The sequence below is a fragment of the Natronorubrum amylolyticum genome (genome assembly GCF_052040145.1).
Taxonomy (GTDB): domain Archaea; phylum Halobacteriota; class Halobacteria; order Halobacteriales; family Natrialbaceae; genus Natronorubrum.
Genome location: NZ_JBPPFW010000002.1, coordinates 162,091 through 188,257 on the forward strand (window position 1 = coordinate 162,091; position 26,167 = coordinate 188,257).

General features: G+C 60.7%; 19 protein-coding genes. 8 read left to right on the top strand and 11 right to left on the bottom strand.

Annotated features, from left to right (window positions below):
* Positions 1 to 51: 51 nt before the first annotated feature.
* Together ilvA and ACSFDB_RS07130 are read right to left on the bottom strand one after the other, a co-directional pair.
* A complete protein-coding gene (gene ilvA, locus ACSFDB_RS07125; RefSeq protein WP_440770325.1) occupies positions 52 to 1,308 on the bottom strand; it encodes a threonine ammonia-lyase in 1,257 nt (418 codons plus the stop codon).
* Positions 1,305 to 2,663, bottom strand: coding sequence for an amidohydrolase (locus ACSFDB_RS07130; protein ID WP_440770326.1), 1,359 nt, complete (start codon positions 2,661 to 2,663; stop codon positions 1,305 to 1,307). The genes ilvA and ACSFDB_RS07130 overlap by 4 nt, the downstream gene beginning before the upstream one ends.
* Before the next feature lie 148 nt (positions 2,664 to 2,811).
* On the opposite strand from ACSFDB_RS07130, the gene ACSFDB_RS07135 reads away from it, so the two are divergent.
* The 3 genes from ACSFDB_RS07135 (at position 2,812) to ACSFDB_RS07145 (ending at position 7,939) form a co-directional block, all read left to right on the top strand.
* Positions 2,812 to 3,789 (top strand): NAD(P)-dependent oxidoreductase, encoded by a 978-nt coding sequence (locus tag ACSFDB_RS07135; protein ID WP_440770327.1) that lies wholly within the window; start codon positions 2,812 to 2,814, stop codon positions 3,787 to 3,789.
* Between the two features lie 8 nt (positions 3,790 to 3,797).
* On the top strand, positions 3,798 to 7,034 hold the full coding sequence (locus ACSFDB_RS07140) for an FAD-binding and (Fe-S)-binding domain-containing protein (RefSeq protein WP_440770328.1): 3,237 nt from the start codon (positions 3,798 to 3,800) through the stop codon (positions 7,032 to 7,034).
* A 551-nt stretch (positions 7,035 to 7,585) separates the two neighbouring features.
* Positions 7,586 to 7,939 carry a TrmB family transcriptional regulator gene (locus ACSFDB_RS07145; protein ID WP_440770329.1) on the top strand — a complete coding sequence of 118 codons (354 nt, stop codon included), beginning with the start codon at positions 7,586 to 7,588 and terminating at the stop codon, positions 7,937 to 7,939.
* A 54-nt stretch (positions 7,940 to 7,993) separates the two neighbouring features.
* Here ACSFDB_RS07145 and gdhB read toward each other — a convergent pair whose 3' ends face one another.
* Complete coding sequence (gene gdhB, locus ACSFDB_RS07150; protein WP_440770330.1) at positions 7,994 to 9,280, bottom strand: glutamate dehydrogenase GdhB; 1,287 nt, start codon at positions 9,278 to 9,280, stop codon at positions 7,994 to 7,996.
* Positions 9,281 to 9,309: 29 nt separating this feature from the next.
* On the bottom strand, positions 9,310 to 10,488 hold the full coding sequence (locus ACSFDB_RS07155; protein WP_440770331.1) for a M24 family metallopeptidase: 1,179 nt from the start codon (positions 10,486 to 10,488) through the stop codon (positions 9,310 to 9,312).
* A 270-nt stretch (positions 10,489 to 10,758) separates the two neighbouring features.
* Between ACSFDB_RS07155 and ACSFDB_RS07160 the strand changes: the two genes are divergently transcribed.
* A complete protein-coding gene (locus tag ACSFDB_RS07160) occupies positions 10,759 to 11,304 on the top strand; it encodes a CDP-2,3-bis-(O-geranylgeranyl)-sn-glycerol synthase (protein WP_440770332.1) in 546 nt (181 codons plus the stop codon).
* A gap of 42 nt (positions 11,305 to 11,346) precedes the next feature.
* Here ACSFDB_RS07160 and ACSFDB_RS07165 read toward each other — a convergent pair whose 3' ends face one another.
* The 4 genes from ACSFDB_RS07165 to ACSFDB_RS07180 all read right to left on the bottom strand — a co-directional run bounded on the left by ACSFDB_RS07165 (position 11,347) and on the right by ACSFDB_RS07180 (position 15,880).
* Entirely contained in the window at positions 11,347 to 12,330 is a 984-nt protein-coding gene (locus ACSFDB_RS07165; RefSeq protein ID WP_440770333.1) for a GDP-mannose 4,6-dehydratase, read from the bottom strand.
* 61 nt (positions 12,331 to 12,391) lie between these two features.
* Positions 12,392 to 13,126: a UTP--glucose-1-phosphate uridylyltransferase AglF gene (aglF, locus tag ACSFDB_RS07170; protein ID WP_440770334.1), complete on the bottom strand. Its 735-nt coding sequence runs from the start codon at positions 13,124 to 13,126 to the stop codon at positions 12,392 to 12,394.
* A gap of 67 nt (positions 13,127 to 13,193) precedes the next feature.
* A complete protein-coding gene (locus tag ACSFDB_RS07175; protein WP_440770335.1) occupies positions 13,194 to 14,636 on the bottom strand; it encodes a flippase in 1,443 nt (480 codons plus the stop codon).
* 116 nt (positions 14,637 to 14,752) lie between these two features.
* Positions 14,753 to 15,880, bottom strand: a complete 1,128-nt coding sequence (locus ACSFDB_RS07180) for an alkaline phosphatase family protein (protein WP_440770336.1) — start codon at positions 15,878 to 15,880, stop codon at positions 14,753 to 14,755.
* A 340-nt stretch (positions 15,881 to 16,220) separates the two neighbouring features.
* Between ACSFDB_RS07180 and ACSFDB_RS07185 the strand changes: the two genes are divergently transcribed.
* From ACSFDB_RS07185 to ACSFDB_RS07195, 3 genes are all read left to right on the top strand, one after another.
* Positions 16,221 to 16,976 carry a hypothetical protein gene (locus ACSFDB_RS07185; RefSeq protein ID WP_440770337.1) on the top strand — a complete coding sequence of 252 codons (756 nt, stop codon included), beginning with the start codon at positions 16,221 to 16,223 and terminating at the stop codon, positions 16,974 to 16,976.
* A gap of 321 nt (positions 16,977 to 17,297) precedes the next feature.
* Entirely contained in the window at positions 17,298 to 18,227 is a 930-nt protein-coding gene (locus ACSFDB_RS07190; RefSeq protein WP_440770338.1) for a hypothetical protein, read from the top strand.
* 45 nt (positions 18,228 to 18,272) lie between these two features.
* The gene (locus ACSFDB_RS07195; protein WP_440770339.1) at positions 18,273 to 19,391 is read left to right on the top strand and encodes a glycosyltransferase family 4 protein; all 1,119 of its coding nucleotides are present in this window, start codon (positions 18,273 to 18,275) and stop codon (positions 19,389 to 19,391) included.
* Positions 19,392 to 19,402: 11 nt separating this feature from the next.
* Here ACSFDB_RS07195 and ACSFDB_RS07200 read toward each other — a convergent pair whose 3' ends face one another.
* Both ACSFDB_RS07200 and aglG read right to left on the bottom strand, forming a co-directional pair.
* A complete protein-coding gene (locus ACSFDB_RS07200; RefSeq protein ID WP_440770340.1) occupies positions 19,403 to 20,350 on the bottom strand; it encodes a glycosyltransferase in 948 nt (315 codons plus the stop codon).
* Positions 20,351 to 20,355: 5 nt separating this feature from the next.
* Positions 20,356 to 21,297, bottom strand: a complete 942-nt coding sequence (gene aglG / locus ACSFDB_RS07205) for a glucosyl-dolichyl phosphate glucuronosyltransferase (RefSeq protein WP_440770341.1) — start codon at positions 21,295 to 21,297, stop codon at positions 20,356 to 20,358.
* A gap of 183 nt (positions 21,298 to 21,480) precedes the next feature.
* Between aglG and ACSFDB_RS07210 the strand changes: the two genes are divergently transcribed.
* A complete protein-coding gene (locus ACSFDB_RS07210) occupies positions 21,481 to 24,495 on the top strand; it encodes an oligosaccharyl transferase, archaeosortase A system-associated (protein WP_440770342.1) in 3,015 nt (1,004 codons plus the stop codon).
* Between the two features lie 457 nt (positions 24,496 to 24,952).
* On the opposite strand, the gene ACSFDB_RS07215 is transcribed toward ACSFDB_RS07210, so the two are convergent.
* Entirely contained in the window at positions 24,953 to 26,167 is a 1,215-nt protein-coding gene (locus tag ACSFDB_RS07215; RefSeq protein ID WP_440770343.1) for a Cdc6/Cdc18 family protein, read from the bottom strand.

Below are 26,167 nucleotides of genomic sequence, written 5' to 3' on the forward strand. Positions count from 1 at the left end.
AATCGCGTTGGCGCCGCAGCCGACTGCCGGTAGCCAGCCGCCAATCGATCCTTACGCGAGCGAGCGTTCGAGGACCGAGACGCCGTCTACGTCGGACAGCGCCTCGAGCACTCTCTCGAGATGCTCCCGGCCGCTCCCCTCGAGTCCGATCCTCACGGGAATTCGGTTCGGCTCGTCGGCGGGACCCCGCCGTGCACGCTCGAGGACGTCGAGTTCGGCGCCCTCCGATTCGACGGTTTCGACCACGTCACCGACGGTCGTTGGCCACCCTTCGACGGCCAATCGTGCCTCAGTGTAGCGCTCGAGTTCGTGGAGCCCGGCCCGAGTCAGTTCGGCGTGTTCGGAGAGATTCACGTTCCCGCCCGAAATGACGACGCCGACGTGGTCACCCTCGAGGTCCAGATCGGCCGAATCCGATAACGCGGCCGCCAGGGGTGCCGCTCCCGCGCTCTCCACCACCGTCTTCGCGCGCTCGGCGAGCAACGTCACGGCGGTCGCGATCTCGCGATCGCTGACGCTCACGACGTCGTCGACGACCTCGCGAGCGTTCAGGAACGTGGTTTCGAGCAGTCGCGTATCCGCGATCCCCTCCGCGACGGTGTCGACGTCCTCGAGTTCGCGGATCTCGCCGGCCTCGAGCGACGGTTTCGCGTGGTACGCACCTTCGGGCTGCACTCCGATGACTCGAGTATCCGGATCGTGGGCCTTGAGCACCGTCCCGATCCCCGAGATGAGACCGCCGCCGCCGATGGCGACGAGGACGGTGTCAAGCGCCGAATACTGCTCGAGCAACTCGAGGCCGATCGTTCCCTGGCCGGCGATGATCGCCGGATCGTCGAAGGGGTGGACGAACGTCTCGCCGGTCTCTTCGCCCCGCTCGAGGGCGTACTCGTAGGACCGTTCGTAGATGTCGCCCTCGACGACGACCTCGGCGCCGTAGCTGCGGGTGGCCTCGATCTTCGCGGCGGGCGTGACTTCGGGCACCACGATGGTCGTCTCGATATCGAGTAGCTGGCCGGCCAGCGCGACGCCCTGGGCGTGGTTGCCCGCGCTCGAGGAGATGACGCCCACGTCGCGTTCCTCGTCGGATAGCTGGGCCATCGTGTTGTACGCGCCGCGGATTTTGAACGAGCCCGTCCGCTGGACGTTTTCGAGTTTGAGCCCGACCGACGCCGCGCCGCTCAGCTCGGCGAACGTGCTCGAGGTGTCGAGCGGCGTCCGGTGGACGACGTCGTCGATCCGGTCGCGCGCGTCTTCGACGTCCTCGAGGCTGACGAGCGCCCGCTCCGTCTCGCGATCCCGGCTCATTCACCGCCCTCCGCGTCCGCCGGGCCCTCGGCGTCTACTGGACGCTCGAGATCTGCCGCGGCTTCGACGTGTGGGACCGGATGCTGACGCTCGAGTTCCCGGATCGTCTCCACGAGCACGTCGACGCCGTGCTCGAGGCTGTCCTCGTCTACGTCGAACGTGGGGGTGTGGTGGCTCGTCGGATGATCGGTACCGACGATCAGGTAGGTCGCCAGCCCGCCGTCTTGCTGGACGCGCTCCATCAGGAACGTGGCGTCCTCGCTCGCACCGAAATCGGCGGCGGGAACGACGTGATCGATTCCGCGAACGCCGCTCGCGACTTCGCTGACGAGGGCCTGCAGTTCGGGGTCGCTGTCGGCTCGCGGCGATTTGCTGACCACCTCGACGTCGGCCCGACAGCCGTGCATCGTTGCGGCCGATTTGACGGTTCGCTCGAGTTCGTCGGTCATGTACTCCATCAGTTCGGTGGTCTCGCCGCGGGCTTCGGTCTCCATGTGGGCCTCCTCGGCGATGACGTTGCTCGCGGAGCCGGCTTCGGCGTAGCCGATGTTCACCCGGGTCATCCCGTCGGCGTGGCGGGGGATGCCGTAGGCGTTGACGATCGCGGCCCCCATAGCGTGCATCGCGTTGTCGCCCTCGTTGGGAGCCTTCCCGGCGTGTGCGGAGGTGCCGTGAATCGTCGCGTCGATGTGGGCCATCGCGAGCGGTTTCTCGATCCCCGCCACTACCTCGCCCGTCGGATGGTCGAGTCCGACGTGGGCCGCGAGGAGATAGTCGAGATCGGCGGCGAACTCGCTCTTGGCCATCGGACAGCCGCCGCCGCTGGTCTCTTCGGCGGGCTGGAAGAAGACGACCAGTTTGCCTGCGAAATCGCTCTCTGTGATGGCCTCGAGGACGGCCAGCCCCCAGGTCATGTGGACGTCGTGGCCGCAGGCGTGCATCGCGCCGTCGATCTCCGAGCGAAAGCCCTCGTCGGCCGGATCGTGTCCCGTCTCGTCCGACTCCTCGATGAACAGCGCGTCGATGTCGACCCGCAACCCGATCGCGGGGCCGTCACCGCGATCGATGACGGCGACGGCGCCGGTGTTGCCGCCGGCCATCCGATCGAGCAGGTCCGGATCGATACCGCGTTCGCGGGCCCGTTTGCCCCACGACGCGAGTCGGTGGTCTTCGGGGACGGCCATCCGGTCCGCGGGATCGTAGGCGTCCGGGCCGACGGCCAGTTCGTCGACGCCGATGGCCCTGATCTCCTCGACGATCCGTGCTGTCGTGTAGAACTCGCGCCACGCCGGCTCGGGGTGGCGGTGCAAACTGCGGCGGAGGGAAACGAGGCGGTCCCGTATCGGCTCGTTCATGCCAGTCACTGACGCGCCCCAATGACTTAATTATACACAATGAGTGTTGACGCCGACTACACAAAAAGGATAAGAGAGACGATGACAACCGTAGAGTATAGCTGCGTGGCAGCGGCGACGGGCCGCGGTAGCGCACACATTCACCACCATGACCACGAATCCAGACGTCGTCGTTCTGCGAGAGGGAACGGAAGGGCTGTCGATGGAATCGTACGCCGAGACGCTTCGCGACCGGCTTCCCGACCACACCGTCGCGCTCGCGCGAACGCCCGAAGAGGAGCGCGAACTCGTCCCGAAAGCGCGGGTCGTGACGGGCATTACGATCGAGGAGGACCTCCTCGAGGCCGCCGACCGAATCGAACTGTTCGCGTGTACGTTCGCCGGAACCGACCACGTGCCGATGGACGCCCTGGCCGACCACGGCGTGGCCGTCACCAACGCGGGCGGGATCCACGCCCCCGGCATCGCCGAGCAGTCGATCGCCAACATGCTCGTCTTCGCCAGAAATCTCCACGAGGGCTGGCGGCGCAAGCAAAACGGCGAGTGGCGTCACTTCCAGTCCCACGAGTTTACCGACAGCACCGTTACGGTCGTCGGTCTCGGCTCGATCGGCCAGGAGATCGTCCAGCGACTCGAGGGCTTCGACGTCGAGACGATCGGCATCCGCTACACGCCCGAAAAGGGCGGCCCGACCGACGAAGTGCTGAGCTTCGAGGAGGCGGACATCCACGAGGCCTTCTCGCGCAGCGAGTACGTTGTGCTCGCCTGTCCGCTCAACGACCTGACGCGCAACCTCGTCGACGCCGAGGCGCTGGCGACCCTCCCGCCGAATGCAGTTATCGTTAACGCGGCCCGGGGCGGCATCATCGACACCGACGCGCTCGTCTCCGCGCTGCAGTTCAACGGCATCCGCGGCGCGGCGCTCGACGTCACCGAGCCCGAACCGTTGCCCAACGATCACGAGCTCTGGGACCTCGAGAACTGCCTGATCACGCCTCACACGGGCGGCCACACGCCGAAACACTGGGACCGGCTGGCCGACATCGTCGCACACAACGTCGGCGTGCTCGATGACGGGACGGGCAGCGACCTCGAGAACGCCGTCTACCGACCGGAGTCGAACTGACGAAACCGATGTCCACCGATAATCCGCCGTCCGCGACCGACGACTCGCCCTCGACGACCGACCACAGCGACCAGACGTCGACCTCGGACGAGACTCATCTGGGGCCGCCGGACGATCCGCGCGAGGGTGATCCGGCGGCGGACGCCCGGGCCGCCTACGACTACGTCGGCGGCGATGTCGACCGACCCGAACTCGTCTCCGCCCTGCAGGAGCGAATCGACGGCGAGGTCCGGTTCGACGACTACTCTCGACAACTGTACGCGACCGACGCGAGCGCCTACGAGATGACTCCCATCGGCGTCGTCCTGCCGCGCTCGACGGCGGACGTCGCGAACGTCGTCGAATACTGTGCGGACAACGGCATTCCCGTCCTCCCGCGCGGCGGGGGCACCAGCCTCGCCGGGCAGGCTGTCAACGAGGCCGTCGTCCTCGATTTCACGACGCACATGGGCGACCTGCGCTCCGTCGATCCGGACGAGCAACGAGCAAGCGTCGAGGCGGGCACAGTGCTGGCCGATCTCAACGACGAACTCTCGTCGCACGACCTGAAGTTCGCGCCGGACCCCGCCGCCGGGAATCGCAGCACGATCGGCGGCGCAATCGGGAACAACTCGACCGGCGCCCACTCGCTGCAGTACGGGAAGACCGACGCCTACGTCGAGGCCTGCGAGGTCGTCCTCGCCGACGGCTCCGTCGAGGAGTTCGGCGAGCTGACGGTTGCCGAGCTTCGCGAGCGGGCCGATCCCGAGGGGGAGTTGCTCGAGCGAATATACGACGCCCTGCGCCGTGTGATCGACGAGGAGAGCGAGGCGATTCGAGAGGTCTTCCCACAACTGAAGCGCAACGTTTCGGGCTACAACCTCGACCGACTGGTTGCGGAGGCCTACGGGAAACCCGAGGCGTTCGACGAGAGCGCGGGTGACGGGTCCACGATCGCTACGGACGCCGAACCGGATCCCGACGCGACGGTCAACCTCGCGCGGGTCTTCGCCGGCAGTGAGGGGACCCTCGGCGTGATCACGGGGGCGACCGTCTCGCTCGAGCCCGTGCCGGAAACGACGTCCGTCGCGTTGTTGACCTACCACGACCTGCTCGAGGCGATGGCCGACGTCGACACCATCGTGAAAAACCACGACCCGGCGGCGATCGAGGCCATCGACGACGTCCTGATCGAACTCGCGTCGAACACGGAGGAGTTCGCCGACCTCGTCGATCGACTGCCCGCCGGGACCGAGACGGCGCTGCTCGTCGAGTTCTACGCCGAGGACGACGATCACGGTCGCGAGCAAGTGGGGAAGCTGCTGGCCGACCGACTGCCGGATGCGGACGTGCCTGACCCGACGGCCGACGCGGAAGACGCGGACGACGAGGGGGACGTGACTGGCGCAGGTGGCGGAGACGTAAGCGACCCCGTCCGGGCGTTCGACGCCCTCGAGGCTCACGATCCGGCAGGTATCGCCGAACTCTGGAAGCTCCGCAAGAGCGCGGCGCCGATCCTGCTCTCGCGAACCTCGGACGCGAAACACATCTCCTTTATCGAGGACACGGCCGTCCCGACCGAAAATCTCGCGGACTACGTCGCGGACTTTCAGGAGGTGTTAGCGGAGTACGACACCTTCGCCAGCTTCTACGCCCACGCCGGACCGGGCTGTATGCACATGCGGCCGTTGGTGGACACGAAGACGGAGGCAGGACTCGAGGAGTTCGAATCGATCTCGGACGCCGTGACGGACCTCGTCGTCCGATACGGCGGCAGCGTCTCTGGCGAGCACGGCGACGGCCGCGCCAGAACGCAGTGGAACCACAAACTGTACGGCGACGACGTCTGGGAGCTCTTCCGGGAGCTGAAGACGGTCTTCGATCCTGACTGGCTCCTGAATCCGGGGAACGTCTGCGGCGACCACAGTATGACCGAGAATCTGCGGTTCGACCCCGACTACGAGTTCGAGGCAGGGTTCGAGCCGGACCTGAACTGGGAGAACGAGAACGGCTTTCAGGGCATGGCCGAACTCTGTCACGGCTGCGGCGGCTGTCGCGGCGATCAGGAGACCACCGGCGGCGTGATGTGCCCGACCTTCCGCGCGGCCGAAGAGGAGAGCCTGAGCACCCGCGGCCGGGCGAACATGCTCCGCAGCGCGATGAACGGCGAACTCGACGCCGAATCGACGGACGAGGAGTTTCTCGCCGAGATCATGGACCTCTGTATCGGCTGCAAGGGCTGTGCGCGGGACTGTCCCAGCGAGGTCGACATGGCGAAGCTCAAGGCCGAAGTGGAGCACGCGAACCACCAGGAGAACGGCTCGAGCCTCCGTGATAAGCTCTTTGCGAACGTCGACCGGCTGAACGCCGTCGGCTCCGCGCTCGCGCCGCTCTCGAACTGGGCCGCCTCGGTGCCGGGGTCCGGTACCATCGCCGAGAAGACGGTCGGCATCGCCCGCGAGCGCGATCTGCCAAAATTCGCGAACGAGAGCTTCGAGGACTGGTTCGCAAAACGGGGGCCGAAGATTTCGGAAGCGGAAGCCGACCGGAAGGTGCTGCTCTTCCCCGACACCTACACGAACTACAACCACCCGCGGGCCGGGAAAGCGACGGTACAGGTGCTCGAGACCGCGGGCGTCCACGTTCGGATTCCCGAGGGCGTGACGTCGACGGGACGGCCGGCGCACTCGAAGGGCTTTCTGGATGTCTCTCGAGAACGCGCCCGGACGAACGTCGACGCGCTCGCGCCCGAACTCGAGGACGGCTGGGAGGTCGTCCTCGTCGAGCCCTCCGACGCCGTCATGTTTCAGTCGGACTACCTGGACCTGCTCTCGGGGCCCGACGTGGAACTGGTTGCGGCGAACACTTACGGGGTTCTCGAGTACCTCGACCAGTTCGACCTCGCAGAGGGGCTGCCGACCGGGAACGGCGAACTCGCCGAGCGACTGACCTATCACGGCCACTGCCACCAGAAGGCGACGAAGAAGGACGGCCACGCGGCGACGGTGCTCGAGACGGTCGGCTACGAGGTCGACGCGTTGGACTCGGGTTGCTGTGGCATGGCCGGCTCCTTCGGCTACGAGGCCGAACACTACTCGCTGAGCCGGAAGATCGGGGATGTCCTGTTCGATCAGGTCGAGGGGAGTGATGGCGAGACCGTTGTGGCGCCTGGTGCGTCCTGCCGGTCACAGCTTTCGGAACACGACGGTTGTGATGAGCCGTCACACCCGATCGAGAAGGTCTCTGCGGCGCTTTCGTCGGAGTAAGGCTCGAGTCTCGGTTGAGTGAAACGGTCTTCCGATTTACGGAGCCAGACTATTCGAAGAGAGTGTCCTGCTCGCGTGCCTACTAGGAGTTGCCACGCCCTCCCCAACCGATTGCGGTCCTCACTCCCTTCGGTCGTTGTGGTCCTCATCCCTCGCACGGCGTTGCCGGCTGACCTCACGTTCGTTCGGCCAGCCGACAGCGCGCGCCACCGCATGTAGATGCGGGTCAGAGAAGCCTTCGCACGAACTTCGAAATGATCAATATAGGCGATCTACCTACCGCTCGGCCGAGCATCCGGCGCACGGTGGCGCGTGCTGTGCCGAGGTGAGCGCAGAGCGAACCGCGGCACGAACTCACGCGAGGGATGAGCGAGCGGAGCGAGCGAATCGGCTGGGGAGGGCGTGGCAATTCCCTGGTTCCACGCGAGCAGGACACTTTGCTTCGGTTCACCACACTCGTCTCGAACTTACTGCTCAATTTGCATCTCTACTGATTGTTGTGAAGGATTATACCGACGTCAATCGTTACTGTCTGTCATCAGGAGTCCCCCATGCCGACCGACAACGACGAGTCCGATCACAGGAATACACCAACGGACCACGAAACGGATGCGGAACGAATTCTCCTGTTCCTCGCCGAGAACCGTGATCAGGCGTTCGAAGCGACTGAGATCGCCGCCAAAACGGATCTCGACGAGAATTCCGTTCGACCAATTCTCGAGCGACTTCGATCGTCTGATCTCGTCCGGCAGGCGGACTCAGACTGGAGGATCGGTACTCTCGAGCGCGTCCGGAATGCGTTCGTCTTCCACTCAACGGTCGAGCTTTTCAACGAGAAATACGGCTACGAAGATCGCGAAGAATGGCTGGCTGCAGCGGCGGACTCCGATACAGACGACGAGTAACTCAGTCGGGGAACGTTCGACGAACTGAACGCAAAACTGAGAACTCCCTCTACTCTACGGCCAGAGACCTCTCGTCGCCTTCGCCTCGGCGATTCGCGAGAGCGCGACGACGTAAGCCGCATCGCGCCAGGTCAGGTCCTTCGCTTCGACCTCCTCGCGGACGTCCGCCCACGCCGAGAGCATCTTGTCCTCGAGTTCCTCGTTGACCTCCTCTAAGGTCCACTGGCGGCGGTTGATGTCCTGAAGCCACTCGAAGTAGCTCACCGTCACCCCGCCGGCGTTGGCGAGGATGTCCGGGATGACCGTTACGTCACGCTCCTCGAGGATCGTGTCCGCGGCGAACGTCGTCGGGCCGTTCGCACCCTCGACGACGATATCGGCCTCGACGGCGTCCGCGTTGTCGGCGGTGATGACGTTGCCGACGGCGGCCGGGATCAGCACGTCGACGTCGAGTTCGAGAACGTCCTCGTTGGAGATCGTCTGGGGGGCGTCCTGCTCGAGGACGGCTTCGGCCTCCTCGTCGTGGGTCGGAATCTCGTGGGTCGAGAGTCCGTCGGGATCGTAGAGCGCGCCGTTGACGTCCGAGACGGCGACGATAGTCGCGCCCCAATCCTCGAGCAGGCGCGCGGCGTTCGCGCCGACGCTGCCGAAGCCCTGGACCGCGACGGTCGTCTCGGAGACCTCGTGACCCTCGTACTGAATCGCTTCGCGGGCGGCGATCGCGGTCGAGCGACCCGGAGCTTCCTCGCGACCGTAGGAGCCGCCGATGACGGGCGGTTTGCCCGTGACGACGCCGGGGATGGTCTCGCCCTGTTGCATCGAGTAGGCGTCCATGAACCAGGCCATCGTCTGGGCGTCGGTGCCCATATCGGGTGCGGGAACGTCCTTCGTTGGGCCGACGACGTCGCGGATCTCCTCGGCGAACCGCCGGGTGAGCCGCTCGGTCTCGTCGGCGGAGAGCGATTTGGGATCGATCGCGATGCCGCCTTTCCCGCCGCCGAAGGGGAGATCCATCACGGCGCACTTCCAGGTCATCCACATCGAGAGCCCGGTACACTCCTCGGCGGTGACTTCGGGGTGATAGCGCAGGCCACCCTTGTACGGTCCGCGTACGTCGTCGTGCTGGGCGCGGTAGCCCGTGAACACCTCGACCTCGCCGTTGTCCCGCTCGAGCGGAACCGAGACCTGCTGGACCTTCGTCGGATGTTTCAGCCGCTCGATGACGCCCTCGTCGACGTCGATGTGGGTCGCCGCGCGCTCGAGTTGGCGTCGAGCGGTGACGAGCGCTGAGTCGTACTGTTCTTCGGGTTCGGCTTCCTGCTGCGTTGGTGTCGTAGACATTGTCAATTGGGTGTGGACGTGAATCGTCGTTACGCCGTAAACAGCTTCCGGGGAAAGTCGGCCAGCGTCTCCGCGCCGCTGCTCGTCACGTGGAACGTCTCGCTGATCTCCATCCCGACGGCTTCGGTCCAGATGCCGGGGATCATGTGGAACGTCATGTTCTCCTCGAGGACGGTCTCGTCACCGGGCCGGATGCTCGCCGTGTGCTCGCCCCAGTCCGGCGGGTAGCCGAGTCCCATCGAGTAGCCGATTCGGTCCTCTTTCTCGAGGCCGTACTGAGCGATAGTGTCGCGCCAGGCCTTCTCGACGGACTCGCAGGTGACACCCGGTTCGACGACGTCGAGCGCGGCTTCGATGCCTTCGACGACGATATCGGCGGTCTCCTCGAGTACGTCGGGCGGGTCGCCGACGAACGTCGTCCGCGCCAGCGGCGAGTGATAGCGGTGGCGACAGCCCGAGAGTTCGATGATGACCGGATCGCCGTCCTCGAACGGGCGGTCGGTCCAGGTGAGGTGAGGCGTGTCCGTGTGGTCGCCGGAGGGCATCAGCGGGACGATCGAGGGGTAGTCGCCGCCGTACTCGTCGGTGCCGTTGATGAGTGCGTCGTAGATCGCGGCCGCGGCCTCGTACTCCGGCACGCCCTCGCCGATCGCGTCGATACCGGCCTGCATCGCGTTCTCCGAGATGCGGGCGGCCTGACGCATGTACTCGAGTTCCGCCTCGGACTTCTTGATCCGAACCCAGCCGACCAGTAAGGTCGCGTCCTCGAACTCGGCGTCGGGGAGGTTCTGCTGGAGGCGAGTGTAGGACTTCGCGGTGAAGTAAGCGGCGTCCATCTCGAGACCGATTCGGCCGTCGGCGACCTCGAGATCTTCCAGGACGCCCGCGACGTAGTCCATCGGGTGGAGATCGTACGGCGAGTGGACGTGGTCGTCGCTGTACGACAGGATGCTCTCCTCGGAGAGGTGCGTCGTCGCCCGCGCGCCGCCCGCGTCCATCTCGCGACCGACCCAGACCGGTTCGTCCCGATCGGTCGTGACCACGACGGCCTGATGGACGTAGAACGACCAACCGTCGTACCCCGTGAGGTAGTTCATGTTGGCCGGATCGGAGACGACGATCGCGTCGAGATCAGCCTCGTGTAACCGCTCTTTCGCCCGATCGACCCGGCGTTCGTACTCCGCCTCCTCGAAGACTTCTCGTGACATGATAACAGGGTCTCTACGAGGAGGATCGATCAGGAGTGCTAAAAGTTTTTCGTGTATAGCAGATACAGATACTGTTTACAGGTTGGAGAGGTGCTCGAGTGGCCGAGTAATCGGGGACAACGGCGTGAGGCGACGACTCGAGCGCGCGGCGACCCGCATCGACGTCGACGAGGGCGGCATCGAGCGGCGACCTGCACTCCGAGTTTGCAGTCGTCGGCTCTTCGCGCCGAACCACCGGCGATTAAGACACGGGGGTTCGTTGCCGCGGCTATGGCACTACTCGAGACGATCGTGATCGCGTTCTGGGCGATGTTACCTGCGTACGTGCCCAACAACGCCGCGGTGCTGGCGGGCGGCGGGCGGCCGATCGACGGCGGCCGAACGTGGGGCGACAAACGTATGCTGGGCGACGGCAAGACGTGGCGCGGCACCGCCGCCGGGATCGTCGCCGGACTCGCGCTCGCGGGCTTTCTGAGTCTCTTCGCCGGCGACGTGAGTTCCGCGACCGGTATCGAGGTTCCCGAGTTCACCCCGCTCGCGGCGCTCGGCCTCGCGGCCGGAGCGATGCTCGGCGACATTCTCGCCTCGTTCCTGAAACGGCGGACGGGGCGCCAACGCGGCGCGATGTTCCCCGGACTCGACCAGCTCGATTTCGTCGTGGTCTCGCTACCCCTGACCGCGTTACTGGCAAGTGAATGGTTCTTCGACGTGTTCACGTGGGAGGTCATCGCCGTCGTCGTGGTGCTGACGCCGATTTTGCACGTGACGACGAACATGATCGCCTACAAATTGGGACTGAAGAACGAGCCCTGGTGAGGGAGTTCGAGTTTCCGTTGGCAGGTTGTCCTTGAGCCGTAATTAGGAATTCAGGACGAGCGGTTCGTACCAATCGCGGTTCTCTTGGTACCAGTCGACGAACTGGGAGACGCCTTCCCGGATATCTCTCGATGGTTCGTAGTCGATCAGTTCTCGGGCTTTCGAGACATCGGCGTGCGTATGGCGTGCGTCGGCTTCTTTAGGGTCGGAATACTCGATTCCGACGTCAGCGCCTGTCTCCTCGATTATGTACTCGGCGAGTTCTTCGATCGTAATGGTTCCCGTCGAGCCGACGTTCATGACCGCTCCGTCGGCCGCGTCGGTCTCGAGGAGTGCGAGGTTCGCTTCGACGATATCGTCGATGTAGGTGAAATCGCGAGTCTGCTGGCCGTCGCCGTATATCACGGGCGGTTCGCCGTTCAGACAGCGCGAAGTAAAGTTCGTTATCGCCATGTTCGGTCGCATTCGGGGGCCGTAGACGGTGAAGTACCGAAGACTGACGGTCGGGAGGTCGTAGACGTCGTCCCAGACCCGACAGTAGTGTTCGGCCGTGAGTTTCGTCACGCCGTAGGGGCTCTGCGGGACGTTCTGGTGGTCCTCGTCGTACGGCAAGTACTCGACCGCCCCGTAGACGGACGAGGACGATGCGTTGACGACCCGCTCGACGCCGTAATCGTCAGCCGCGAGCAGGAGGTTCAAGAGCCCGGTCGTGTTGATTTCGTGTGGCTTCTTGGGATTCTCGACGCTGGTTCGGACACCTGCCTGTGCGGCCTGGTGGTAGACGAACTCGATATCGTGACCCGCGACGACCTCGCGAACCAGTTCCTCGTCCGTGATGGATCCCTCGATAAACTCGTAGCGCTCACCACCGAGTTCGCGACACCGCTCGATGTTTCGCTCTTTGATTCCGAGATCGTAGTACGGATCGAGGACATCGAGTGCAACCACGTCGTGGCCCGTCTCGAGGAGTCCCTCGGCGATGTGAGAGCCGATGAACCCTGCACCACCCGTTACGAGGACGTTCATACCCGCTCAAACGGTCGGGATTCGTTAGTGCGTTTCGGAGTCTCTCAGACCGAACCGATCGCTACTGCTCGGCTGTCGCTTCCGGCTGGTCCTGAATGCGTTCCTCTGCGGTCTCGCGATCGTCCGGATAGCCCACGTCGATCCGCCAGCCGTCCATCCGAATCGCGTCGATGGTGCGGCCGGACTGGATCAGTAGGTCGATCGCGTCGGGCAGTTCGTACTCGCCGCGGTCCGAGGGCTGCACGAGGTGACAGGCGTGGAAAATGGCGGGCGTAAACGTGTAGAAGCCCGTCATCACGAGATTCGACGGCGGCTCGTCGGGTTTCTCGACGACCTCGACGATCTCGCCGTACTCGTTCGTGTCGAGGACGCCGTATCGCGAGGCCTCCTCGTAGGGCACTTCCTCGACGAGGAACGCGGCGTCCGCGCGGTCCTCTCGCTGACGGTTGATCACGTCGCCGAGGTTCCCCCGGAAGACGTTGTCCCCGAGCATGAGCACGAAATCGTCCTCGATGTGCGGCTCGGCCTGGAGGATGGCGTGGGCGAGTCCGAGTTGTTCGCGCTGGTGGGCGTAGGTGATCGGCACACCCTCGTACTCGTCGCCGTAGCGCTCGATGATCTTTTCTTTCATGTAGCCAACGACGACGACCAGTTCGGTGACGCCGATCTCGAGGAGATTATCGAAGACGTCCTCGATCAGTGGTTTGTCGTCGACCTCGACGAGCGCCTTGGGTTTGTCTTCCGTGAGCGGCCGGAGGCGGGTGCCTTTTCCGGCTGCTAGGACGACTGCTTGCATGGCTAGAGCCATTATTCCGATCAAGTATATATGTTGGTAGTCGCCCACGACCGGCGGTGACCTTTCGTCAATTGTAGACGAGCGGAACATCGAAGGGGAGGTTGTCTGACACTGCTGTGCGGAGTCGACTCGAAATCGTGAGTAATACCGCAAAGTATACTATCGCTCCGAGGCCGACGAGCAGAACTACAAACACCTCGTTGTACGCCGCGATCGGATTTGCTTCGCCGAGTTCTCGAGCGGCGTACACGACGATTCCCATGAGTACGGCAGCGATCCACTGACGGCCAACCTCGTTGTATGGGAGTCGAATGTCGAGGAGCTGATCGGCGTAGTACAACCCGAGGCTGAACCCCACAGTGGCCGACAGGGTCGTCGCAATTGCTGCGCCAACCCATCCAATCGAATAGATCAGTGTGAAATTCAGAACGACGTTTGCGACGATGAACGCCCCGTTCGCCCGAAAGGCGAGATCAGGCCGATCGATTGCGTTGAGCGTTGTGAGCAGCTGTCTCGCATATGTGTACACGAGGACGGCGATGAGCAGAATGACGAGCACGTGCGCACCGATGTCCAACCCGGGTCCGTAAACGAGTAACAATCGATCACCGAGCAGCGTTGCACCGACGATTCCTGGGATCAGAAACAGTCCAGCGAACGTAAGCGCGTCGTTGGTAAGGGTGTTTATCAGCTTCGTATCATCCTCCGTCGAAAGCTTGCTCATCTCCGGAAAGAGCGTCGTGCTTATCGCACTGCCGAACACCTCGAGAAACTTCGACAGCGAGTACGCAACGGCATAGATACCCGTGAGATTGGCCGGGACGAACAGCGCGAGAATGAGAAGATCCATGTCACTAAATGTCTTCTTTTGCATATTTCCGAGCCAGGAGTACTTCGCGAAGTCGAACAGCCGAACGATGTGGTGTCGCCGTGGAATGACGACGTTGGGTTGTACGATCACGAGGCCGATCGCCGCGACCACCGCTGTTCCAACTGCATACCCGAGGAGCATTCCGGTGAGGCCCCACCCAAGGAGCACAAACGCGATCATTGCAACGCTTCGTATCCCTTCCATTACCGTTTTGAGTGGTGCATACACGTGGACCCTGTGTGTTCCTTTCAGTGCAGAGTCGACGAGATCGCTGAAGATAGTGACGATCACCAGGAGAATAACCAACTCAGCCACCGGTTGACCGATGTACTCGTTTACGTAGTCACGAAGCACGAACACACCGATTACAACGATCGTTGTCAGAACCACTTTGATTGTTGTCCCGGCAGCGAGGTACGCATCGGGTTCTTCATCCTCGCTCATGCGCTTGACGATCGCTTCACCGAACCCGACGCTTTTTACGATCCCGAGCCAGGAAACCAGCGCAAGTGTCACCGCAAAGAAGCCGTAGATGTCCTCACCGAGAAGACGAATGAACACAATCGTGGCGACAAACCCGAGTGCAGAGACGCCAAGCTTCGAAAGGAAGAAAATTATGGAGGTTTGTCCGATTCGCATCGTGTGTTACGCACAAATGGCGCTCGTCTCTCAGTTAGGCGTTCCGGTTGGTGGTGCGACAGACCATCTCATCAATTTCGTTCTCATAACCCAGATCGACGGGTAATGTCTGCTGCTCAACGATACCCCAACGCTCGCAACCGTTGGTCTACAGCTTCGGCTGTTGGCTCCCGGTTCCTGTCCGGAACGAGTTCTGGCAATTTCTCGAGTGAGGATAGCGCTTTGTTACCTTTCGACTCTGGACCGACCTCAAACCACGGTACTTCGCGGAGAACCGGATGGGTCCTGTTTGGATGATTGTATCGTGGGAGCTCGTCACTGTGTTCGCCGAGATGCTCACCGTGGTCTGCCGAAATCACGACTGGGCAGTCCAGATATCCGACCAGTCTTGTTACTTCCGCTAAAACCGCTCGAAGATTATCACGGTATGCAACACGTAACTCGTCGTCCGAGAGATGGCCATCGTCGATTCGTCGACGCACCTCGTATCGTTCTGCATCCATCTCTTTGAACTCCGCTTCGGTTACGTTATACTCCAGTAGCTCTTCGCCGAACACTGTCTCTCGACTCGAGAGTTCCTCGGAGGGCACGTCATCGTCACTCCGATGTTCTTCGAAGACGGACAGAACCGAAGCGACGTCTACTCGCCAGGGGAGAATTTTGGTGGCCCCAACGTACGGTCGGTGTGGCAACGAGTAGTGAAGAACGGCTCTAATCGGATCGGGATCGACACTGGCAAAGTACTGCAACGCAATATCCGTGACGATCTCTGGGGGAGTGTTCGAGAGCAACGGATCATCGTGGCCGTCGATCCGGATCACGTTCTCGAACGTCTCGTATGGATCGAACGTGATCCGTTTCTTCCGGTACGCTGCTTTCGTTGTCGGGTACGACATTGTACTCAGATACGTCAGGTCGTACGACTCAGTCCACAGGTTGGGTGTCCATTTCGGGGTCCGGTTACCGGCACTCCACACTCGAGAAAGATCGCCGGAGAGATACGCGGGGTACTCATCACGGAAATAGTCGTACCGACACGAGTCGAGAATCACCAGGACAAACTCCTCGTTCTTCACCAGCTCGTGAACGGTATCATACTGAAGTGGAATCCCCTCTCGACGACGATACCGCTCGTACTTGCGGTCGTAATACCCGTTTTTCACCACCCGTTTTGCAAAGTTTACTGCTGCAATCGGATCCTTTGCAGCTTTCGTGAATATGTCCCCATAGTATCCCAAATTCATTACTGATCTAGTTTCAACGGTATATAATTCCACTTTCGATTGTGGTCGCGGGTTACTGTGTCTTTTTCGCTCACAAATAAAAGCTGATATTACCTTGCTTCCAGATAACTATCCGGCCCGCTATCGGCGTCGATCATGCTTTGTGATCATCTATGCATCTACGTGCATAACAGCACCATCTACTGTGAGCGTTTTCCCACCACAAATTTTGGTAATACAATGCGGTTGTTGAGAACGTTTGATCGATTATTAGCGCGGGTTCGATAGATATATTCGCCCCGCTTGCATCATCTTGTATAGCCTCTTCGAGATGTCTTCATTAATTAAATCTACTGTAAAGATGGTAGTTCCAGATCGGGTGCTGTTTGATGTTTCCCCACCGATAGTTCGACTCTATGCTCGAGCGATGACGTGGTATGTGAGCGATCGTCATCACGCCGCTCGAATTGATCCGTTTCATCTTCTTGCCATTAATCCTCAGAAAATAACCACTAAATTGACAACTTCTGGCCGAGAATATTTTAATTACTCAAACGCCATCTCAGAAATTGTTTCTGGCCCATGGGACAAGCATGTTCAACCGTTAGCCGAATATGATCTCTATACGGCCTTTGTTGACCACTTCGTCGAAGGCATAGAATGGAAGAATACTGATTTTTATAGGAGAGTTGAAAGGGATTTGCGACGCGGAGAGTATAAGTGGGGCTGTGAGAACGTCGCTGATTTTGAGGCACGACTCGTTCAACTAGAACAACTGTACGATCAGATAGCCGCTCACGGGTATCGAACGCAAGCTGAGTTGCGAACCCAACACGAAGAGGATCCGACGATACGAACGATTCACCGGTATTGGCCACCGTCACTTCATGAAGTTTCAATAGATATCGGTAGAGAGGGTGAATTAATTCTTCATGATGGGCGACACCGATTCACAATTGCTCAGGTTCAAAAAATAAATCAAATCCCAGTAAGGGTGAAATCTCGACATGAACATTGGCAACTAATACGTGATCGGTACGTCGAAACCGGACAACTTCCAAACGATGAACTTGCGACTCATCCAGATATATTGACGCTCGAGCCAGCCAGTACATAACGAGGCTTCGATAATTGGACAATGGCTCGTGATCTGTGCCGAGAGGGTTTGAGAAAAGAGAGCAGTCAATCAGCGGTATCCAAGGTCCTCGAGTAACTCATTGATCTCTAACTGTTCAACGTCCATCAACTCTACTTTCGGCATTTTAGCTTGAAGCATTTCCAGCTCTTCGTCAGCATTTTTGAGTGGTGCCAGTTCTAACGTGTTCACAACTAATTTTTTACATATGGTAGGACCATGGTAATATTTGTCCCGTAACAGGGACCCAGCGATCACGCTCGAAACAAAATATATAATGTTGCTTCGCCTGAGATCTATACGATGTCTCTCCTCGAATGGCTGTCTCACTCGAAAACGCGGATCAGGCATGATGGGGTAACAACCGGGCTACGGGAGAGCGGCTATGAGTTTTATATCGGGATGCTCCGCCGACTGGAGCCGCTGAAACCTGACGGTGAGAATATCTTTGAAAAAGAGTGGGACCTCCTCGTTGTTTTAGATTCTGCCCGTGTTGACGCGATGCAAGAGGTAGAAGCGGAATATTCGTTTCTGGATCAACCGGAGACGCTTCGTTCTGTTGGCTCTGCATCGTACCAGTGGATGGAACGAACGTTTACTGAACAGTATGCTGATGAAATGGATGCCACTACGTATGTGACAGCAAACCATTTTGCTGATGATTTTCTTGAAGAGACAGACCTTTTCTGCCTTGATTCTGTCTGGCAGTATGGCTGGGACGAGATGAAACACACAATTCCGCCGCGACTAGTTACGGATGCTGCAATTAGGGTCGGGAGAGAGCACCGCGGCGAGTTCGACCGTTGTATCGTCCATTATATGCAGCCACACTTCCCTAGCATCCCGGATCCGGTTGTCGACCCGGAGCAGACGGCGGATGAGCCATTTGACGTTCAAAAATTACTCTGGAAAAAAGCTAGAAACGGTTCTCTCGATACAGACCGTCTCTGGGACGCTTACATCGAGAACCTCAGATATGTGCTTGATGACCTTGAACTCCTTCTCGAGAATTTCGAGGCGGAAACGGTCATGATCTCTGCAGACCACGCAAACGCGTTCGGAGAGTGGGGGGTTTATGCCCACCCAAATGTCCCACTCGACTGTCTTCGCGTCGTCCCGTGGTATCAGACGACCTCGATTGATAAGGAAACCTACTCCCCACCGACTCCGGATAGGAAACCAATGGACGAGATCGACATGGATGAACGTCTTCAGGCACTCGGTTACAAATAGCGCTCGAACGAACCACTAGCTGTCGAACACTACAACAACGACAAAATGAGTGGGCGAATTTGCTTCGTATCTGATACAATCCATTCGTATTTCAATTCACGTATCGAATCCGGCGTTGGTGGAGCAGAACGTCAGCAGTACATGCTCGCAACCGCACTTCGAGACCGAGGACACGACGTATCGGTTCTCACACTCGAGTATGGTTCAACCCAGCGTAAGACGGTCGACGGTATCGATGTTTTCCGTGCGATTCCAGACGTTCGTGGTGTTTCCCGTGCCCCGTTCAAGTTGATTCAGACGGTTCGCGGGCTTAGATCGATTGACGCGGATGTCTATTACGTCCGCGGAAACGACTTCCTCTGTATGGCGACTGCTTTTTACGCGTGCATGTCGCGGGGTGGGTTCGTCTACGCGGTTGCCAACGATTCAAACGTCGATCCAGCGCTCCTCGAGAGTCGGGGGATACTCAGATATCCGTACATCAGGGCGATGCGGTCGGCGGACACGGTCGTCGCGCAGACGAGCCATCAACAGCAACTGCTGTCCGAGGAGCACGGTATCGATGCACCTATCATCCCGAATGGGTACGATGTCCCTCCCGAGTCCGAACTTATTGCACACGCCGATCGGGAGTATGTTCTCTGGGTGGGATCGATGGATCCCGATCAGAAACGCCCTGAACGGTTTCTTGCGCTTGCGCGCCAACTCCCAGAGATCCAGTTTCGGATGATTGGCCCCCCCGATAATGATCATCCGGACTACTCCAAGAAGATCGCGGCCGACGCTCGAACGCTCTCGAATCTCGACTTCCTCGGGTTCGTCGACCCCGACGAGATTCACGACCACTATCGTGATGCGATCGCACTCGTCAACACGTCCGATTATGAGGGGTTTCCGAACGTGTTCCTCGAAGCGTGGCGCTATGCAACGCCCGTCGTCTCGTTACACCATACGTTGGATGGGATCCTGATCGACGAGCCGGTGGGTATCCACGCCGGGTCGATGAACGCGCTCGTCGAGGCCGTCGAACAGCTTGCGGTGGATACATCAGTGTGTGAGCGACTCGGTTTCGGTGGTCGACGCCACATGATTGATCACTATGCCTTCGACCGACTTCTGGATCGATACGAACGAGTTCTCACGGATGTGTCTCGACGGAAATAGTAGTGAGCGGACTAGAGAACGCTTCGATAGAGCTCGAGAATTCGATCTCCGATTCGATCCCAACTCACCTCGCGGACGGCGTCACGTCCGTTCGACCGATTATCCGCGCGAATAACCTCGATCAGTCCGTCGACGAGTTGCTTCTCAGACGTCCCAATACGTGACGGCGAGACGCCATCTAAGCGTTCGCGAACGTCCCCGACCGCAGTCGAGACCACGGGCAGGTTACATGCCATCGCCTCCTTGACGGTGTTTGGTGACCCCTCGTGATCGGAAGTCAACATCAGTACGTCTGCCGCGTTCATATAATAGACGACTGCTTCGTGTGGGACCCCAGAAATCGTCTGCAGTGAAATCTGCTGACCGAGTTCGGTTTCGGCTCGCTCGACGACCCGCTCGGCCAGCGGGAAGTTCTTCCGTTCGTACTCCGGCGAGTACGGAAACAGCACGTGAGTACCCTCCGTGTCCCATCCGACGTTCTCTCGAGCCGTCCGCTGATCGATCGGTCGGAATCGCTCGAGGTCGATGCCGCTCGGGAGGATATGCGCGTCGCGGCCGAGCAGTTTGCGCATCTCCTCGCTGCGAACGGTAATCGCGTCACAGCGCCACGCGCAGGCCTTCGTCACCCGGCCGTCGAAACCGACGACGTCAGATCCCCACAGCGTGAGGACGACGGGAAGCGATAGTTGTGTAACCGCATAGGGGGCAGTCAGCCCGTAGTTCGCGTGAATTACGTCGAAGTCGCCGTCTCGAAGCGCTCGTCGAACGCGCGGGAAGAACTCCAGATACTCCCAGACCCCCCGGCCGGTTCCCATGTCGCCGTCGATCTGATCTTCATTCGGAACGACGACCACCGTCGTGTCGACCCCCTTGGCCTCGAGCGTCTCAATCTGCTGGTCGAAAAAGACCTCTCTCGAGGTTGTCAGATGGAGGACTCGGAGCGGTCGATTGCGGCTCATCTCGGTTAGGAATCCTCGCCAATCAATGATTCGTTCGGCTGCACAAATCCGTACAGATAGCCAAACCCGACGGCAGCTGTGAACACGAAGATCGCTACCAGTTGTTTCGCTTTCGACATCGACGGCTGCCGGATCAGATTTTTCAGCCGCTCCGGAACGAACTCGAGCATCAGCTGCTTCAAATAGTCGTTCTTGTCCCCTGAGGCCTCGGGCAACAGCAGGTCCATGATCCGCTTTGAGTAGCCTTGCCAGAACGACCGAAAGACCAACCACCGAAAGTCGCCACGGTAGTCGAACAGCTTGTGGTTCACTACTGCATCAGTGTTGTAGATCACACCCTTGCCGTACTTGTTGGCCATTCGAATACAGACGGGCGCTTCGTGGGCCTGAATGTGCCGATCACCCTTTCGACCAGTATTCTCGTCGTAGCCGCCGACGTTCAGGAAGACATCTCGACGAAACGAGATATTCGAGCCGTACGTATTCCGCAACTCCTCCATATGTTCGCCCATTCCACGTTCATCGCAGCCGACCAGCCAGTAGAATTCTTCGGGGAAGAAGTCGGGCTTCTCGGTGACCCAGTCCGGCTTCGCATGACCGCCGACGGCGATCGCGTCGCTTTCCTCGTACACTCGAGCCAGCTCCGCTACCCAATCCGGCTCAGCCACTGCGTCGTCGTCGATGAACGCCACGACATCCCCAGTCGCGATCTCGGCGCCTCGAGTCCGACTGTACGAGATTCCCTGGTTCTCATCGTTACAGTGGAGGACGACACCCTTGAGGTCTCCGTAGTCTTCACAGACGCGTTCGAAGACGGGCTCGTTTCCGTCGACAACGATGACGACCTCGAGTGGGTCGTACGTTTGCTCGAGGACGCTGTCGACACACTCGGAGAACACGTCGTAGCGTTCCATCGCGTAGGTGCAGATGACGACGGAGACCTTCATCGGGATTCGATTGCCGTGAATGGCGAATAAGCCTTTTCCTTCGGGTGACTCACAGGTTCTCTGTATGTAGCCTCTGTTCATTATTGGCGAAATTCTCACCTACGTGGCCGTTACGGCCCCGGATATCAAAACCCGGGCCGTAGATGGCAAGGCTTATTCTTGACTTGTGTCTGGTGGAACCTAATGAGTACAGATACCGAACACGTTGAGGAGGAAGTCGAGACGTCACCATCCTTCCTCGAGACGTGGACCGACTGGTATCACATCCCCGTCATCGGGGCCGTGATGCTGTTTATGTTCTGGGCGCGGGCGCAGTCCTACGAGAATTTTATCACCGACGACGGAACGCCTGCACTGGCGGCCGTCGACTCGTGGTACCATTGGCGAACGGTCGAGTGGACATCGGAGAACTATCCAAACACGATGCCGTTCGAGATATTTACCGGATTTCCTACCGGCCGATACGTCGGCCAGTTCGGAACGCTGTTCGACCAGATTATCGTCACCATCGCGATGATCGTCGGGCTCGGCGATCCGTCGACGGAAACTCTCTATCTCGTCGCGCTCTTGACCGTCCCGGCGATGGCTGCGCTCGTGGCTATTCCGGTCTTTTTCATCGGTCGCCGACTGGGGGGTACGATCGGCGGTATCGTCGCAATACTCCTGCTCGCGCTCGCTCCCGGGCAGTTCTTTTCGCGGACGACGGCCGGCCAGCTTCAACACCACGTTGCCGAGGTGCTGCTTATGGCATTTGCTGTCCTTGCGATGATGCTTGCCCTGCGAGTCGCCGAACGCGAGCAACCGATTTACGAACTCGTCGCTGACCGAGATTGGGACGGACTCCGAGAGCCCACGTTGTACAGTGTTCTCGCTGGCGTCGCACTGACCCTGTACATCTGGGTGTGGCCACCAGCCGTCGTACTGATCGGTATATTAGCAATCTTCTTCACCGTTCAGCTGTGTCTCGACTACGTTCGCAACGTTTCACCAGATCATATCGCGTTTGTAGGCGCAATCAGTCTCAGTGTGACTGCTATCGGTGCGACGTTATTGATCGAGGAACCCGGAACGAGTACAACGAGTTTCGGTTACCTCCAACCGGTCAGTGCCGCACTCGTCGCCGGTGGGTGTGTATTTATGGCGTGGCTCGCCCGACAGTGGAACGCATACGAGCTCGATCGCCGTTATTATCCGGGAGCAATTGCGGGTCTCATCGCTGTCGCGTTCGCTGTGATGTGGCTCATCCTGCCCGATTTATTCTCGACTATCGTTGACAACGCATCACGTCGTGTTCTGCCGTTCGGTGGCGGTGCTACTGATCAAACAATCTCCGAAGCCCGCCAACCGGCCGACTTCACCAGCCACGTCTTCAACGAGTTCGGCGCCGCGTTCTACACGATGCTCGCGGGACTGGCACTTCTGATCGCTCGACCGTTCCTCGGGCGCGAGTACCGCACCGAGTACACGCTGATCGTCGTCTGGTCGCTGTTCCTGATCAGCATGGCCGCGACGCAGATCCGGTTCGCATACTACCTCGTGCTGGCGGTCGCCGTCGTCAACGCGGTCTTCGTCGCCGACGTGATCCGTATCTTCGACCTCGATATCAGAGGCGGCGTTGACACGCTTCGGGGAATCGAAACCTATCAGGTGATCGTCCTCATCATGGTCGTTTTGCTGCTGTTCGCGCCACTGTTGCCGCCGATGGCGGCCGACAACTCGACGACGTGGGAGCGCGGCGCACACGTCGGCCCGTCCGACGAAGCGATGACTTGGGAGGAAGCGAACCACTGGATGGCCAACAACACCCCCGAACCCGGTAACTGGGGTGACGCGGAGCACGCCGACCAACTCGACTACTTCGGGACGTACGAATACCCCGACGGCGGGGATTACGACTACCCCGAAGGGACCTACGGCGTGATGTCGTGGTGGGACTACGGCCACCTAATAACGACCCAGGCCGAGCGGATCCCCCACTCGAACCCGTTCCAGCAGAACGCCCGTTCGTCCTCGGCGTATCTGACCGCCGACTCCGAGGAACGCGCCGAACTGATCCTCGATTCGATCGCCGCGGGCGAATCGCCCGAGGACCACTCGAACGCGGAACTCGAGACCATGGCCGAAGACGCAACCCACGAGGAGATGCGCTACGTGATGATCGATCATCAGATGGCCGGCGCGAAATTCAGCGCCATCACCCAGTGGAGCGGTCCCGACTACAACCACTACTACGAGACGAGCGAGTACCAGGTCGGTGGCGAGGAGCAGAACCTCCCGGCGCCGAACGAGAACTACTACGACACCACGATGGCCTCGCTGTATCACGACGATGCGGACGGGATGGAACACTACCGGCTGGTTCACGAGAACGACGACTACGCGTTCGTCGGCTCGATGCAAACGGGCGACCGTCTCAGTCCGCACTACTCGATGTCGATCTCGGAGTACAACGACCTCGTCGCCGCCAGCGATGGTGCTGGTGACGAATTCGAGACGGGCTGGGGCGAGCAGACGGAACAGATCGCCGCGAGCTTAGCGCAGACCCGCGAGAACAACATGGTTGACCAGTCGATCGGCATCCCGATGTGGGATGCTGACCTCCTCTCGACGGTCAAAACGTACGAGCGCGTCGAGGGTGCGACGATCACCGGCGAAGTCGACGACGAGGAGAACGTGCTCGCGGACAACGCGACGGTGACGGCCGAGGTCGAACTCGAGACCGAGCCCGGCCGAACGTTCACCTACGAACAGACGGCCGACGTCGCGGACGACGGCACGTTCGAACTGACCGTCCCGTACGCTACCAACGACGAACTCGGAGTCGACGACGGCTACACGGACAGTAGCGTCGAAGCGATCGACGGCGAGTACACCGTGACCATCGGCGAACCGGGCGAGGACGGCTTCGAGGGACAGACCGATGTTCCCGAGACCGCAGTGGTCCAGGGCGACACGGTCACCGTCGACCTCGAGCAGGTCGAACTCGAGGACCCCGACGAAGGTGACGAGGACGAGAACGGCGACGCCGACGATGAAAACGGTGACGCCGACGAGAACGACGATGCCGATGACGGAAACGGTGACGCCGGTGACGGGAACGGTGACGCCGACAACGATGAAGAGAGTGCTGACGACGGAGACGGTGACGAAGACGAAGCTGAGGGAGACGCGGACGGCGCCGAGACTGAAAACGAATAATCGTCTCCCGTCCCGCTAACGACGGTTCGTTCGGAGACGCTCGGGTGGTTTTCTCTACAACTTACTCACCAAGAGCCGCGGCGTCGGTCGGCCGGAGCCACTGGCTCGGTGCAGGTGCCTACGGAGCACGAAGGCTTTTCGATCCGTACGGAATACCCTCGATCGATGCGGGGGCTTCTCGTCGTTTCTCTCGAGCGCTTCTCAATGGATGTGACCGACGTCGTCCCGGACGTCTCGGAGCTTCTCCCACCACATTCTCGGCCAATAAGAGTACGTGATCGGCGTGGTGACCGAGATCGTCGACGGACTGGTTGAACTGCTCACCGGCGAGGCGCTCTTGCCCGTGCTCGACGCGGACACCGTCGTCGTCAACTTCGACGTCGGCACCAGCTTCGGCGCCGGTGCGGGTGTCGTCTCGCTCGTCGGTTACTCCGTCGATCTCGAGTACGGACTCGAGTCAGCGCGTTTCGCCACCGGAGTCGGTGGCCACACTCCCGTCGCCGGTCTCGTCGTCATCGTCTCTCACCGGACCGAGGGCCCGGAACGCGATCGTCGGAAATCGCGGGACGACGGAGCTGGGGCGCCGCCCGCTCCCGTTTGCAGGGAGGGGAACTCGTTCGATGACGCCTCGATCCGCGAGTTCGTAGAGGAACCGTTTGACCGTCCCCGCGGTCAGCGAGGACCGGTCCGCGATCTCCGCCGCGACCTCGCGGATGGGACGGTCGGCCGAGTCGACGGCGACGAGGTCCAGCAGGACCCGCTGTCGGGTTTCCGACAGAGCGAGCGCGCGATCAAGGTGAACGCCGTCGTCGGGGACGTCGGCTCGAGCCGTCTCGAGGTGTTCGGTCTCGATGCGTTCGCTGCCGTCCTCGGTCGCGAGAACGGCGGCCCCGAACAGCGCAGCGAGCGCGTCGTGGGCGTTGCCGTCGGCCCACATCGCCACCTCACGAATCGGTTCGTGATCGAGCACCCCAGCGGCGAGACCCGTCGAGGCGCGGTCGGTGATCACGTCGACGAGTTCGTGGTGGCGGTACGCCGGCACGGGAACGGTGGGGTTGGCGTCCGACCAGTCGTCGGGGACACGTTGTCCGACTGCGACGGTCGACACGCTGTCGGATACCGGCTCGAGCAGTTCGCAAACGCGGTCGTAGGAGAGCGTCTCGGGCTCGTCGTGGTGATCGATCGCGACGACTGCACAGCGGTCCGGTCGGGCGACTCGGTCCCCAAGTCGTTCGCGTAACTCGTCGGTGCCGACGCCGCTCTCGGGAACCGGCTCCGTCGAAATCACCGACAGGACAGCCCGGTAGAAGGCGAAGGCGCTCTCGACGCGTCGTCCGTCGACGTAGACGAACCACGTCACCGGTTCGGTGCTGCCCGCGCGCGTCGTCGTGCCGATCGCTCTCGTCGACTCGCTGAGCCGTTCGTTCAGCGCGTCGAACAGCGCGGTGACGATGGCCGAGGTTCCCGACCCCGCCGGTCCGACCACCGCGATCGGCGACGGCAACTCGCCGTCGAACACCGGCTCCAGCACGTCGAGTAACTGCTCCAGAACGGGACCGCGGCCCACCGGATCCGACCGGTGGACGACCGGGCTGAGGTCGGTTCGGTCGACGACGACCGATCGTCCCTGTCTCGCTGATCGTCGTCGAGCGATGCGTTCCTCCAGATCCAT

What these genes read in the sequence shown, in the direction of transcription:
- ACSFDB_RS07210 (WP_440770342.1), top strand. Translation starts at nt 21,481, where the DNA reads ATGAGTACAGATACCGAACACGTTGAGGAGGAAGTCGAGACGTCACCA.
- ACSFDB_RS07195 (WP_440770339.1), top strand. Translation starts at nt 18,273, where the DNA reads ATGAGTGGGCGAATTTGCTTCGTATCTGATACAATCCATTCGTATTTC.
- ilvA (WP_440770325.1), bottom strand. Translation starts at nt 1,308, where the DNA reads ATGAGCCGGGATCGCGAGACGGAGCGGGCGCTCGTCAGCCTCGAGGAC.
- ACSFDB_RS07145 (WP_440770329.1), top strand. Translation starts at nt 7,586, where the DNA reads ATGCCGACCGACAACGACGAGTCCGATCACAGGAATACACCAACGGAC.
- gdhB (WP_440770330.1), bottom strand. Translation starts at nt 9,280, where the DNA reads ATGTCTACGACACCAACGCAGCAGGAAGCCGAACCCGAAGAACAGTAC.
- ACSFDB_RS07185 (WP_440770337.1), top strand. Translation starts at nt 16,221, where the DNA reads ATGGTAGTTCCAGATCGGGTGCTGTTTGATGTTTCCCCACCGATAGTT.
- ACSFDB_RS07200 (WP_440770340.1), bottom strand. Translation starts at nt 20,350, where the DNA reads ATGAGCCGCAATCGACCGCTCCGAGTCCTCCATCTGACAACCTCGAGA.
- ACSFDB_RS07165 (WP_440770333.1), bottom strand. Translation starts at nt 12,330, where the DNA reads ATGAACGTCCTCGTAACGGGTGGTGCAGGGTTCATCGGCTCTCACATC.
- ACSFDB_RS07140 (WP_440770328.1), top strand. Translation starts at nt 3,798, where the DNA reads ATGTCCACCGATAATCCGCCGTCCGCGACCGACGACTCGCCCTCGACG.
- ACSFDB_RS07175 (WP_440770335.1), bottom strand. Translation starts at nt 14,636, where the DNA reads ATGCGAATCGGACAAACCTCCATAATTTTCTTCCTTTCGAAGCTTGGC.
- aglF (WP_440770334.1), bottom strand. Translation starts at nt 13,126, where the DNA reads ATGCAAGCAGTCGTCCTAGCAGCCGGAAAAGGCACCCGCCTCCGGCCG.
- ACSFDB_RS07180 (WP_440770336.1), bottom strand. Translation starts at nt 15,880, where the DNA reads ATGAATTTGGGATACTATGGGGACATATTCACGAAAGCTGCAAAGGAT.
- aglG (WP_440770341.1), bottom strand. Translation starts at nt 21,297, where the DNA reads ATGAAGGTCTCCGTCGTCATCTGCACCTACGCGATGGAACGCTACGAC.
- ACSFDB_RS07130 (WP_440770326.1), bottom strand. Translation starts at nt 2,663, where the DNA reads ATGAACGAGCCGATACGGGACCGCCTCGTTTCCCTCCGCCGCAGTTTG.
- ACSFDB_RS07135 (WP_440770327.1), top strand. Translation starts at nt 2,812, where the DNA reads ATGACCACGAATCCAGACGTCGTCGTTCTGCGAGAGGGAACGGAAGGG.
- ACSFDB_RS07215 (WP_440770343.1), bottom strand. Translation starts at nt 26,167, where the DNA reads ATGGATCTGGAGGAACGCATCGCTCGACGACGATCAGCGAGACAGGGA.
- ACSFDB_RS07190 (WP_440770338.1), top strand. Translation starts at nt 17,298, where the DNA reads ATGTCTCTCCTCGAATGGCTGTCTCACTCGAAAACGCGGATCAGGCAT.
- ACSFDB_RS07155 (WP_440770331.1), bottom strand. Translation starts at nt 10,488, where the DNA reads ATGTCACGAGAAGTCTTCGAGGAGGCGGAGTACGAACGCCGGGTCGAT.
- ACSFDB_RS07160 (WP_440770332.1), top strand. Translation starts at nt 10,759, where the DNA reads ATGGCACTACTCGAGACGATCGTGATCGCGTTCTGGGCGATGTTACCT.